Raw genomic sequence first — 13221 nt, forward strand, 5'->3', positions numbered from 1 at the left:
AAGCCTGTGTCTGAATATCAGTTTGTCGAAAAACCATTATTAGCCCAATTAAAGTCATTGGGCTGGAAGGTATTAGATTTAGGGGAAGGTATTCCACAAGATCCTGCCACTAGCTTGCGTGATGATTTTCGGGAAACGGTGATAAAAGCCTTGTTTGTGCAAGCGGTTTATCGGCTAAACCTGATAGCAGAAGGTGAACATAAAGGTAAACCTTGGTTAACGGATGAACAGTTAAACACCATATACGATGACTTTACCCGTTTGGGCAGCGACAAACTGCTGGCCGCTAATCAACAGTTTTTAACTTGGCTGTCGGATTATAAAGTAGATAAAAACCATGTCACGGGAGAGAACAACCCGCGCGTTACCATTATTAATTTTGACCACTGGCAAGCCAATAGCTTGTACGCCATAAACCAATTTAGAATAGACACACCGGGCAGCAGTAAAAAACAGATCCGCCCTGATATTGTGTTATTTGTGAATGGCTTACCTTTGGTGGTGATTGAATGCAAACTCCCCGATGCCACCAGCGCCAACCCGATTTATGAAGGCATAGAGCAGTTACGCCGTTATGCGGATTTGCGTGAACCCGCTCATAGCGTTAACAGAGAAGGCGAACCTAAGCTTTTTTATACCAACCAGTTAATGATCAGCACCTGCGGTGAACACGCAAAATACGGCACTATTACCTCGAAACAAGAACATTATTTTGATTGGAAATTAGAAGAAGCAGAACAGCGTAAATTAACGGCTCAGCAAGCCTTAGTCGAAGGCATGTTACACCCTGTTCAGTTGCTTGATATTACTAAAAATTTCACCTTGTTTATGGGCACTGCGGGCAAACAAGTTAAAGTGATTTGCCGTTACCAGCAATATCGAGCGGTGAATAAAATTATTGCGCGCATGCACCAAGGCGAAACCGGTTTAGAGCGCTCTGGCGTGGTATGGCACACCCAAGGCAGTGGTAAAAGCTTAACCATGGTGTTTTTAGTGCGTAAATTACGTACCGATAAAGCCTTGCAGCAATATAAAGTATTAATGGTTAATGACAGACGGGACTTAGAAGACCAACTGGGTAATACCGCCATATTAACCGGTGAATACATCACTAAAATCACCACACTGGCTCAAGCAAAAACGGAACTAGCCAAAAGCAGCTCTAATTTAAATTTAGTGATGATGCACAAGTTTAGAGAAGACGCCGCGAAACACTTGCCACCAGCCGTTAGAAAACAACTGGCGCGACTAGAAGACAAAGGCGAATACGATGCTGAATTAGACATTCAGTTGTTTAAGCCTTTTGACGTGATTAATAACGACCAGCGCATTCTCATTTTAGTGGATGAAGCCCACCGGACTCAGCGTGGTGGTAAAGACAAACCGAGTTTGTCTGATAATTTAATGGATGCGTTTCCACAAGCAACGCGTATTGCTTTTACGGGTACACCGTTAATTGCAGAACACCATAAAGAACCCACATGGAAACGCTTTGGCATTGACCAAGAGTCGGCTTACATCGACAAATATAAACTCAAAGATGCCGTCAGTGACGGGGCTACTTTACCGATTATTTATGAAGGTAAAACCGCAGATAGCGCCCTTGAAAATAAATCGGAATTTGATCGCAAATTTGAAGATTTATTTAAAGAACGCAGCGATGAAGAGTTACTTGAAATTCGCAAAAAATACGGTGCAGAAGGCGATATTTTAGAAGCTGAAAAGCGGATAAAAGCCATTACTCAAGATATTGTGGAGCATTATACGAGTCGCATATTGCCAGCCGGCCTTAAAGCACAAATTGTCTGTTCAACCAGACAGGCGGCGATTTATTACCAAGACTATTTTAAGTTGGCATTGGATACGCTAATTGTACAAAAGCAGCAAGCGGCAACCAGTGATACCGAGATTGAGCAACTTAATTTATTAAAGTTTGTTAAAACCGCTGTCATTATTTCATCAGGGGATAATAATGAAAGTGCCGCCCAGCTAGCGGTAAGGCAATATAGCTCAGAGCATAATGCGATTGAGAATTTTAAGCGCCCCATTGATTTTACTGAACCGGATACCGGCATTTGTATTTTGATTGTGTGTGACATGCTGCTAACTGGCTTTGATGCACCCATTGAACAGGTTATGTATATAGACAAGAAAGTAAAAGAGCATAACTTATTGCAGACCATTGCGCGGGTAAACCGAACTTACCCAAACAAAACCCATGGCTTTATTGTAGATTATATTGGTTTAACCAATGCGTTAGACGATGCCTTAAAACTCTATAACTCGGATGATCAAGCCGATATTCGCTCAGAACTAGGTAGCATTGAAGATGAAGAGCCTGTTTTAGCCCAGCGTTACCAACGTGTTTTACAGTTATTCATTGAGAACAAAGTCAAAGATATTGAATTGCTGGTTACACAGCAACTCGACAGCGAACGCCATTATAAAATACAAACCGATGCCATTGACTGCTTAGACGACATTAGATTACGTGAGCAATTTACGGTTTTTTATAAGAAGTTTCTACAAAGCATGGATGTAATTGTGCCGCATCCACAAGCTGACAAGTACAAAATCCCTATGTACCAGTTTGCTCGCCTTCAGCAGTTAGCCAAATTACGATACCGAGATGACAGCCTTAACTTTTTTGGTGTCGGCGCTAAAATTCGTCAGTTAACCAATGAACATTTAATTAGTTTAGGTATTAATCCGACCATAGCACCGGTTGATTTATTAAGTGATCAGTTTGAAAGTAATATAAAGACTCGTGTTGTAGCAGAAGATAAAAAATCGACAGCCAGTGAAATGGAACACGCTATTCGTAAACACTTAAAAGTGGAAATGGATAGTGATCCCGTTTTTTATAAAAAAATGAGCGACAAGTTAGAAGAGGTTATTCGTAAACATGCCGGTAACTGGGAGCAAATGGCACTGTTATTAGGAGATTTACGTGTTGAAGTGATAAAAGGACGCGGCCCAAGTGCAGGCCAAGATGAACCCTTTTTTGATTTAATTACTGATCTTGCCTTTAAAGAGGGCGGTTTAGCCGAGCACATTGAAGAAGTGCAGGCGATTAGTAAAAATGTTGTTGAAGATATTATTGATAACATTAATGGGATGAATTTTTGGGATAGAGAAGACGAGCTTGTTAAGCCGTTGCGTCAAAAATTACGCGAGCATTTTATTTTAAGTGATGTACCACAGCTTGAAGAACATGCTGAACTACTCGCCACTGAAATTTTAAGTTTAGCTAAAAAGCGCGATCAAAAAATAAAAGAGTTTATTGATTTGCCTAGCATGAACAGCGATTCTCACATTGATTGGGAAAGTTTAAAAACCCATGTAAACGGCACCGATTTATACTTTGTTGAGGAATTGGCGAAACAAGTTCCTTATATCTCTATTGGCGAATTAAGAGTTAAAACCGATATTGAATATGATGCGCCATACGAGTCTAATTATTTAGTCCCTGAAGGTTTTGCTCGTTATGGTATTCATAACGACAAGGTATTAAAAGGCTGTACGGATTTAATACAGCTTTGTAATGAGCATTTGATCGTTGGTGAGAGCGTTGGTGTAGAGCATATTAAAGAGCTGGATGGTGAGCCAGTTAAACTTTTTTGGGCTATACGCAAAGCCGAGAAAGGCTCTACAGATATTACCTTAGAGTTAATTGCTGTTGTTTTTGCTGGCATTGGCATGTATCAAAGTGTTGAACTAATCGGCGTCAGATTGTGGGGGCTTTTACAATGGTCAGTTAAGACCATTGGCGGATACTTACCTGCGCTGAAAGAAAACAAAAATATTAGAGATCGTATAGAGCCTTATATTGGTGATTCCTTTAATATTTTGGAAACGAGTGATTCCATTGATAATAATCAACCTCCCGAAGAATCTATAAAAGTAGCTGTTAAAGAAGGTAAAGCACGAGCTAGGCTTCTAAGTGACGGAACTTATATATACACACCTGCTATTTGTTCTACAAAAGGAATAACAAAGTCAGTTAAAAAGATAGAAGGCAAAAATGATTGAAGCGCTTAAGTATAAAGATATAAATTACTCGTTAAAAAAGAGTGATCGCAAAACTATCAGCATTTTTATCGAGCGTGATGGTTCGGTGAACATTTTAGCACCTGCACCTTACCAGTTAGAAAAAATAGAAGAAGTTATAGAAGCAAAACGCAGTTGGATTTACCGAAACCTTGCTGAATGGGAAGACTTAAACCGTACTCAATTACAGCGTGAGTTTGTTAATGGTGAAGGCTTTATATATTTAGGTCGTAGTTATCGTTTAAGTCTTGAAGAAAACCAAGAAACAGATTTACTGTTGAAACGCGGTCGGTTTTTATTAAGAAGAGATAAAATTCATAGAGGCACTGAGATTTTTAAAGCTTTTTATAAACAAAAAGGGCTTAAAAAAATTAAAGAACGCATAGCGTTATATGCTCCTAAAATTGGAGTGAAAGTTAATAATATAAAAGTACAAGAATTACAAAATCGCTGGGGTTCTTGTAGTGCTGAAGGTAATCTAAATTTTCATTGGAAATGCTTAATGGCACCCGTTTCAGTACTCGATTACATTGTTGTTCATGAACTTACGCATTTACAGCATAGAAACCATGACAGCCACTTTTGGAATACTGTTGATAAAGTCATGCCGGATTATCACAAGCATATGAAATGGCTTAAACATAATGGTGCGGACATGAGTTTATAAACAAGTTTCTGTACTTAGTAGGTTTTAATTATAGGGCGGCTAGTTTGTTAAAAAATCTCGGAAAATCTATTTTTTGCTCACTTTTCATATCTACTAGTACTTTAGCTGGACTGGCTAAAGTTCAAGTAAATGGCTTTGACGTTGAATACGAGCTAGCAGGTAAAGGTAAACATACTATTTTACTTGAAGCGGGCGGTTCTGCTGGTTTAAGTGACTGGGTTCCGGTTTTTGAATCACTTACCAAGCACGCTAAAGTTATACGGTATTCTCGTATTGGTAATGGCGGTTCTGCACAAATAAAGAAAAACTATAGCTCAGAAGAATATGCAGCTGAGGCTTTGTTATTACTCAAAACACTGAAAATAGAAGAGCCAGTTGTGTATGTTGCGCACTCTTATGGTGCTTATATTGCGCGTGTATTTGCTGCAACATACCCTAATAATATTAAAGCATTAATGTTAATTGAGCCTGCATCAGAGCACGATGTAGATATTATGCGCGCGATTGACTTGCCTCGTGCTGAAAAAGAAATTGCTGCAATAAAGCTCGACGATATGAAAAATGGAATGTCAAATCAGTATTTAGATTTTTGGGCAAAACGCCCACTATCTGATTATCCACAAATTGCTGACATACCCGTGACAGTAATTGCCTCAGTTAAAAAATATAAAAAGCCATCGGTATTATTTTTTACCGACAAAGCGCGTGAAATGTGGGGCGATTTACACTCAAAGTGGGCTAATGCATTTCCTCAAGGTGAAATAGTAATAACAGATAAAAGCTATCACTACCCGCAAAATGATGAGCCAGAAATGGTTGTAGCCCAAGTAGTTAAGTTACTTGAGCGCACTAAATAAGGTGTGGGTTTGGTTGCGAATTATATAAATATCAATTGACGTAAATTAGTGGTTCGGCATTAGACTAAAGTCTATAGATTAATTTTCTTCACTTATTAGGTTTGTTTTAATCGTTTGTCGTTTTTGTGTTAATTCTCTAAAGTTCAGTTGTCGGCAACAAGCACGGCTTAACCAACAGGACTACGACCATGAAACTTACTCTTATCAAAACTATCGCTCTTAGCTCACTACTTACATGTTCAGCTGCTGCAGTAGCTGATGCAAGTGATTACAAATTAATGGTTATTGAAGCTGCCACAGCGCCACAGCCACTTGAGCAATCATTTAACAGCTGTGCATTGAATGTTAAGTCAAAAAATTATGCAGAAGCTGAAACAATTTGTACACAAGCAATCGCGCTTTTAAAAGACGCAGATGGCCCTAAATTTAAAGTACGTCAACTTACATCGTTTGCATTAAGTAATCGTGGTGTTGCACGTTTAAAAGCGAACAACGACACTGCTGGCCTTGCTGATTTATACGAAGCAAACCAAATGTCTACAAGTACAATGGTATCGCACAACTTAACTCGCGCTAAAGAAGATCTTTCTTTATAAGATTTATTAATAAAGTGCTTACTAAAGCATGATATAAAATAGCGACAGTACAAAAAAGCCATGTTAGGTTTACTCCTAACATGGCTTTTTTGCGTTTTTCGGGTATTACCATACGAGATTGAATGATGCCTAAGTTAGATCAACACGCTCTAAATTAAACCAATAAACATTGGCTATATTAGATATTTTACATGTAATAGACCACAGTTTTAGCATAGATAAAAACCGAGTTTAACGCATTTACACTGTTTTTTAATTTGGCGTAAATACAAAACCACAGATAACGTATGTATTACGAAAACAATTGAAGGGCAATGGGTTAGAGATACTCGCCGAGAAGATGGAACAATGCGAATAGTTTCTCCTTAAAGTATGAATGTTAATTATTTATGCTAATTAACCTGAACTCTGGATAATAAATCTATCTCAAGCGGCTATTTTCAGCGCTTTGAATAAAACGACAAAATGTTCAACATTAAAAACCACGTTAGGTTAATACCTACCGTGGTTTTTTTATTTTAACTAAAGGTGCTTATAAATCATGTGGTTATGTTATTTTAATCTCAGCTGTAACGCATGTAATATTGGTGTAATAGTAAGATTTTATCCCGTACGCTAAAGTATTTTAGAAGGAACATATTTAGAAATACTTAAATGATCCGTGTTTAAGTTTTTAGGGTGTTCGGGGTATTAATATCTAGGAGAAAACTACAATGCAGCAAGAAGCAATAACTAAACTTAAAAACCGTAACATTAGTCACCTCAAAGCCGATTTAGCGTGCGTAAAAGCAATAGCTCAAGCTGCTATAAATGTTGAGCTTTTCACTATTCCGCTTTATATGGTATCGCTTTATTCTATTAAGGGAATGCATCAAATTAACAGTGCCGGAAGTAAACTTTACACTGGGCGCTGGTGGCCAGGCTCTGGTGCAACGGCCGCAACTAAGGAAAAACCACGAACAACCAATGAAAATGTATTTAATAAGGTATACAGCGTTTTTATTGAAGAGATGTTGCATCTACAGTTAGCTTCTAATATGGCTAGCACGATAGGTGTCACGCCTATTTTTACAAGTAAAGCATTACAAAGCGACGATTATGGTTGGCATTGTTATAAAGCAAATTCAACATTAATACCGCATATTTTAGATTTTACAGACTGGAAGGGCAAAGATCCTGATTTAAGTAAGTTAACGGTAGAGCTGAGGGCAATGAATGAGGCGCAGGTCGATCTTTTTTTATCGATTGAAGAAAAAGCTGAGCGTGGACATGAGATGTTATTTAACCCCCCAGTAAAGCGAAAAAACGGTGATGTGGGAACGAAGTATTTTGAAGCAGCGCCATTTAATTGGTTTACACCGAGTATGGGAGAAACTGATTTACCATTATTTGGCTCTATTGGTCATATGTACTTGTGTTATTGGGATTACTTAGAAATTACTTATTCTGATGGTAGCCATTTACTATCGCACTTAATTTCACCTGCAAAAGACAATGGTTTACAGCGAGATCAATTTAATAATACCCCGCCGAGAGAAGCTAAGCAGTATCCAGGTATTAAAACTGAAATAGAATGCACAACTCAAGATTTGAATAACGTAAAACTACAGCTCATTAATAATATTAATGCTATTACTGACCAAGGTGAAGGTGATGATGTGGTTAAAACGATTATAGAGCGTTGGGTAACTGAGCCTTGGGCGGTTTCGTTTGAGAAAGCTCAAACAAAAAAAGCGGGTATGCTCAGTAGCGTGCAATCTAAGTTTCAGCCGAGTAAAGAGGGCTTAATTAAAGATTACCCAGGGTATGATGATCAAGGAAATCCTACAGCGGCTGCATCAGGTTCAGCTCAAGCGCGCTTTGACAATGGGGGGAAAGATCATTTTGAACTATTCGACGAAGTTAAAAGCTTAATAGCTAAAGATGATTATATTACCTGGGATGTATGGCATGAAAATAACCCAGATACACCTTGGAATGCTGCAATGCTAGGTATTGATGGTGCACCTCACCTACCTAAAACATCCGATATTGCAGCGGCTTTAAATCGATTAGGTTCACCAGCAGAAATAGATAATACGTTTACTATTTTTAGCTCTTCTGCTGTTGGTACCATTAAAGGGATTACAACATCACTGAACAAATATTGGGCTGATCCTAAGTCACAATTTCCTTCGCCTGCGATGGGTGGCTCTGGAGATCGTGTTTCTATTTGTTGGGCTGTTACGGGCCGTTGTCCTGATCTAGTTACAGGCATTGAAAATCAAACAAAACAACAGTTGTATCATGCGTGTCAAGGTATGGCGATAGATGAAAGTAGTGGTGATGATAAGAATGTGTGTGCTGATAAATTGGCGTATCACAGCTGTAAAGGGTCGAACGAGTGTAAGACACAAGGTGGTTGTGGCTTTGTGCAAAGCGCAACGGGTGGCGGTAATTGCGGTAGTTCTGCGGCAGCAGGATTAAAAAGCGCGCCAGCAGATAATTTATGTGGCAGTTTGGGAGGTTGCGCTGTGCCTATTTCAGCATCACAACTTTACCCTGCACAAAGTGATGCTAATTATGAAATGCAGTTATATAAATTTGGTGAAGCCCCACACTTTCATGCACAAGAAATACAATGGCCAGAATTAGTTGCAAGAGATATGTTACCTCCTACTGTTGTTGAAAAAAACTCTATGCCTTATCACCAAGGTGAAGCTGTTTACGATGTTGCATGGCGCAGCTACTGTGCTGCAAAAGGTTTGGTGAAAGTGCAAGGTAGTGGCCATAATAAATCCATTCATATTCCTTCATCGCCGGCACCATCTGATATTCGTTTGGTATTACCGCCTTCAACTTAAGCGATTTTTTCAATAGCAAAATTAGTGTAATCAATTCAGTGCACCATTACACAGCTATAAACCGTAAGGCTCCTTTATGGGGGCTTTACTCATTTATAAGGACCAACATTTTGACGAAAAATATGCTTAATTTAGAGCCATTGGGATTTGGGGTTGGATTAAGAACACAGCATTTCCCTTATCTCATGAATGAAAAAGACTGGGGGATTGATTGGTTTGAAATAATTAGTGAAAATTTTATTGATAATTATGGCTATGCTCGTCACGTATTAGAAGAAGTCCGTGCAAAAAAACCGATTGTAATGCACGGTGTGTCAATGAACATTGGCAGTACAGATCCCTTAAATCAGGTATACCTTGAAAAGCTAAAAAAACTTGCTCATGAAATCGAACCTGAATGGATTTCAGATCACCTTTGTTGGACAGGTACAATGGGTGTTAATAGTCACGATCTTTTACCTATGCCACTAACTAAGGAAAGTTTTCAGCATGTGGTTTCAAGAATTCATTATGTGCAAGATTTTTTACAACGCCCATTAATACTTGAAAACCCTTCTAGTTATTTAGAATTTCAACAAAATACTTTTACTGAATGGGACTTTTTATCAGAACTAGTTAATCAAACTGGCTGCGGACTGTTGCTAGATGTAAATAATGTTTATGTGTCATCTTATAATCATGGTTATGACCCTGAAACATTTATTAAAAATCTCCCTCATGATCACATTGTGCAGATACACCTAGCAGGACCTACATTAATGGGAGACTGCCTTATTGATACGCATGACAGACCCGTGCCTGAAAAAGTGTGGTATTTATATCGACTGGCTCAGTCACTTGCTGGCGGTAATATTGCTACTTTACTAGAATGGGATGCCAATATACCTGACTTTCCTACGTTAGTGACTGAATTGAATAAAGCGCGTTCAGTTCTTAGAGGTGCCATGCCAAGCACAGATAATATTTTTAGTACAATAAATGACACAATAGCACTCTCTACTCCAATAGTCCGTTAAATAACATATGGTTAGATCAAAGTATGAATGAAGTCACGCTGAAGAAAACACAAGAATGGATGATGACGATGTTAGTTGTACGTGGCGATCTTAGAGAAAAAGTGATGCAAGCTTCTGCACATACTGATTTATCTTGGGAGTTATTAACCGAAGGTAAAGAAAGATCAACATTTTTTCGTCGCTTAAACATATATGCTGCAGGGTATGTTATGCGCTTAGTTGAGTGCTTAAAATCTGAATATCCAACTCTTGAGAGCTTTATGGGGGAAATAGTTTTTGCAGATTTTGCAAAAGCATACATTGTTACTCTTCCCTCGGAAAAGCCAAGCTTGTATGACTTAGGTGCTGGATTTTCACTGTTTCTTCAAAGTACTCGCCCAGAAGGTAATTATAGCTCTGAGGAGGAAGCCTTTTTTTCTTTGCCGGCTGAAATTTCTCGTGTTGAGCGAGCACAGGCGGAGGTATCATTAGCTAAAGGATTTGAAGGAGAGCAAGATGAACTCGCTGTATTAGATTTTTTTTCGATACTACAACAAAAGCTTACTGTAAAAACACCTCCTTGTTTACGTTTAGTTGAATTAGCTTACCCAATTATACCATTGATGGAAAAGCTCCAATTACATGATGGATATGATATGCCTGTAGCAAAATTAAATTTTGTCGCTTTGTCTCGTATTAATTATAGATTAAGTACATTAGCGCTTGAATCTTGGCAGTTTGAATTTTTAAAAGTGTGTGAGCAAGAGCCTCTTTTATCAAATTGTATTGAAATTACGTCAAAAATCACTGGTTTAGATAAAGGTGATTTATTAGCGCGTTTATTGTTCTGGCTGCCCAACGCTACTGTGCATGGATTACTTAAAGTAACTTATTAATATAATCAAAAATATCACTTTATTCCGGCTTTTAAATTACAGCTTAAACTCTATTTTATTTATTAAACACTTTTTAATCTGTTTTTTACCTAGCATTACTGTAAAATTATCGGCTTAACATTTGTATAGCAATATTTACAATTGTTATTGCTCGTTAAGTATTTAAACTAATTTAAGTAGAGCTTATGATTTTTTACATTATAGGGTTAAGTTTACTTGTTATTATTTTATGCGTTGCGCTTTATGTAATTTACAGCAATATAAATAAAAGTCGAGTAAGAAAATCCAAGGAATACAACGTACTGTTTGATAAAGACACGATAGTGGATGATTTAATCACTCAACTAACAGAAAAAAATCAAACACAAGAAAACCAAGATAAAACAGCTAAAGGTAAAGAAGAAATCCTTGCAACATTTGTTGAGTTACATCGCTCTGGTAGCTTTTGCGCACATTTGAGTGAACAGGAAATTATTTACTTTGTGAAAAAGAAATTAAACATGGAGAGTAATAAAAATGGATAGCGAAAAAGCAGTCCCAGCAGTAAAAAGTGACTCATTTATGAGTCGGTTTGGTCGTCGTAATGTAATTATAGTGTCATCAATTGTTGTTGTATTGGCGGTAATTGCAACGCTTACATCGCAAGTTGTTTCGTGGAATGAAGCCGATGAGCGTTTAGTACATCAATCGGCTTTTACAGGTAACTTAACCGTAATAAATCAAGCCGGCCCTTATTTAAAAGCGTTTGGTAGTACATCTGCTTATAAAAAAGTAATTTCGATTAATTTTACGGGCGATGCCGGTGCAACAGCAAGCGCAATCGTGCCGTTAATACCAATTCGATTTTTAGATACCACAACGGGCGGCGCACGAGGTGTTTCTCGTTTTAGGTTACCAGGCAATGTACCAGCAGCTGAGTCGGGTGCTCTACGTGGTTTACTTAAAATACACGAAGAGTTTGGTTCACAAGAAACATTAATATCTAATTTATTAATGCGTGCAACCACTGAAAATGTAAAAGCGTCGGCGCGTATGATGTCGGTAGAGCAACATTACTCTGGTGGTAATGGTCAATTAAGCCAAGATTTTGCTGATCAATTAACCAACGGTATTTTTGTTACTGAACAAATTATTAGTACCGGTGAGCGCGATAAATCTGACGATTTAGGTAATTTAAGTAAACAGCAACGTGTCACTATTAATATTAAAGTGGACGATGAAGGTAATACATTGCGTAACGCACCTATTTTAGGCGCTTACGGTATTACAGTAGTTGATGCCAGCATTATTGATATTGACTACGAAAGCAAAGTAAATGCTCGCCTTGAAGCCCAAAAGCAAGCAGCTGCTGATGAAGCACTAGCGCGTCAAAATCTTAAAAAAGCTGAGCAACAAGCACGTACTGAAGTGGCTTTAGGTGAACAAGCAATTGCTAAGCAACGTGCTGAATCTGAAAAGCTAAAAATTAAAGAGCAAATTGATGCTGAACGAATTAAGGCAAATGCCATTATTTCTGCGCAGCAACGAGTGGCTGTAAAAGCGGAGCTTGCAAAAGAGCAAGAAGAGATTTTAAAGCAACAACGTTTAGAAGCATTAGGTATGGATGTTTTAGCTGAGGCTCGTTTAAGAGCTAAGTCTGCTGCACTTGATCCAAAGTATGTATTTGATGAAACGCTAAAAGCAGAGGTTAAAATTCAAACTGCTTTATTTACAAGCTTAGGTAATAGCCGTTTAGTGCCTGAAATTGTAATAGGCGCAGGCCAAGGTGAGCAAAGCAATGGATCTGAGTTTATGCGCTTATTAGCCGCCGATGCAGCATTGAGTCTTAAAAAGCGTTTAGAAAAAGAGAAAAAATAAACGATTAGTTAAGTATTGCACAAACAATAAAAACGTTGGCTGATTCGCATTGGCCAGCGTTTTTTATTGCGTAAATTTTGTTATTGTATGGTGCGGCTTAGCTTGTGAAAACAAGCTTTTTAAATTATGAAATAAAAGAGTGAGCAGTACTTATGGATTCCAGTAATCAATTTATTTTAGATTTAGGGCTAGAGCATATTACCATTCAGCGACGATATGAAGCGCTGGGAGCGTTTAACGATTTTTTGATTGCTGTGTGGTTTTTAATTGGCAGTTTTTTCTTTTTAAATGACTCACTAATAGAAAGTGGCACATGGCTGTTTATAGCGGGCAGTGCTCAATTACTTATCAAACCTGTTTTGAAGTTGATCAGCTTAGTACATGTTAGTCGGGTATTTCATTCAAATAAAACACCATAAATATGACTCATGATGAGTTCAGTTAATATAACTAATAATTT

Annotated in this window: 10 protein-coding genes; all 10 read left to right on the top strand. The window is 38.0% G+C overall.

Annotated elements, in window-relative coordinates:
- The first annotated feature begins 6 nt into the window (after positions 1-6).
- Positions 7-4032, top strand: coding sequence for a type I restriction endonuclease subunit R (locus DC53_RS15695; RefSeq protein WP_065427716.1), 4026 nt, complete (start codon positions 7-9; stop codon positions 4030-4032).
- Entirely contained in the window at positions 4025-4717 is a 693-nt protein-coding gene (locus DC53_RS15690; protein WP_033028747.1) for a M48 family metallopeptidase, read from the top strand. The genes DC53_RS15695 and DC53_RS15690 overlap by 8 nt, the downstream gene beginning before the upstream one ends.
- A 44-nt stretch (positions 4718-4761) precedes the next feature.
- On the top strand, positions 4762-5574 hold the full coding sequence (locus DC53_RS15685) for an alpha/beta fold hydrolase (RefSeq protein ID WP_033028748.1): 813 nt from the start codon (positions 4762-4764) through the stop codon (positions 5572-5574).
- A gap of 188 nt (positions 5575-5762) precedes the next feature.
- Complete coding sequence (locus DC53_RS15680) at positions 5763-6170, top strand: hypothetical protein (protein WP_033028749.1); 408 nt, start codon at positions 5763-5765, stop codon at positions 6168-6170.
- Between the two features lie 713 nt (positions 6171-6883).
- Positions 6884-9013 carry a ferritin-like domain-containing protein gene (locus DC53_RS15675; RefSeq protein ID WP_033028750.1) on the top strand — a complete coding sequence of 710 codons (2130 nt, stop codon included), beginning with the start codon at positions 6884-6886 and terminating at the stop codon, positions 9011-9013.
- 122 nt (positions 9014-9135) lie between these two features.
- On the top strand, positions 9136-10029 hold the full coding sequence (gene bufB / locus DC53_RS15670; protein ID WP_045984408.1) for an MNIO family bufferin maturase: 894 nt from the start codon (positions 9136-9138) through the stop codon (positions 10027-10029).
- Between the two features lie 23 nt (positions 10030-10052).
- Entirely contained in the window at positions 10053-10904 is an 852-nt protein-coding gene (locus DC53_RS15665) for an HvfC/BufC N-terminal domain-containing protein (RefSeq protein ID WP_081824541.1), read from the top strand.
- Between the two features lie 185 nt (positions 10905-11089).
- Positions 11090-11428, top strand: a complete 339-nt coding sequence (locus DC53_RS15660) for a hypothetical protein (protein WP_007375493.1) — start codon at positions 11090-11092, stop codon at positions 11426-11428.
- Positions 11421-12761 carry an SPFH domain-containing protein gene (locus DC53_RS15655; RefSeq protein ID WP_007375492.1) on the top strand — a complete coding sequence of 447 codons (1341 nt, stop codon included), beginning with the start codon at positions 11421-11423 and terminating at the stop codon, positions 12759-12761. The genes DC53_RS15660 and DC53_RS15655 overlap by 8 nt, the downstream gene beginning before the upstream one ends.
- Positions 12762-12913: 152 nt before the next feature.
- Entirely contained in the window at positions 12914-13180 is a 267-nt protein-coding gene (locus DC53_RS15650) for a YrhK family protein (RefSeq protein ID WP_008137864.1), read from the top strand.
- Positions 13181-13221: the final 41 nt, after the last annotated feature.

This window comes from Pseudoalteromonas fuliginea (assembly GCF_000690055.1).
Taxonomy (GTDB): Bacteria; Pseudomonadota; Gammaproteobacteria; order Enterobacterales; family Alteromonadaceae; genus Pseudoalteromonas; species Pseudoalteromonas fuliginea.

Bases quoted from the DNA above. Each gene is read 5' to 3' on its own strand.
- DC53_RS15690 (WP_033028747.1), top strand. From the start codon at position 4,025: ATGATTGAAGCGCTTAAGTATAAAGATATAAATTACTCGTTAAAAAAG.
- DC53_RS15680 (WP_033028749.1), top strand. From the start codon at position 5,763: ATGAAACTTACTCTTATCAAAACTATCGCTCTTAGCTCACTACTTACA.
- DC53_RS15675 (WP_033028750.1), top strand. From the start codon at position 6,884: ATGCAGCAAGAAGCAATAACTAAACTTAAAAACCGTAACATTAGTCAC.
- bufB (WP_045984408.1), top strand. From the start codon at position 9,136: ATGCTTAATTTAGAGCCATTGGGATTTGGGGTTGGATTAAGAACACAG.
- DC53_RS15665 (WP_081824541.1), top strand. From the start codon at position 10,053: ATGAATGAAGTCACGCTGAAGAAAACACAAGAATGGATGATGACGATG.
- DC53_RS15660 (WP_007375493.1), top strand. From the start codon at position 11,090: ATGATTTTTTACATTATAGGGTTAAGTTTACTTGTTATTATTTTATGC.
- DC53_RS15655 (WP_007375492.1), top strand. From the start codon at position 11,421: ATGGATAGCGAAAAAGCAGTCCCAGCAGTAAAAAGTGACTCATTTATG.
- DC53_RS15650 (WP_008137864.1), top strand. From the start codon at position 12,914: ATGGATTCCAGTAATCAATTTATTTTAGATTTAGGGCTAGAGCATATT.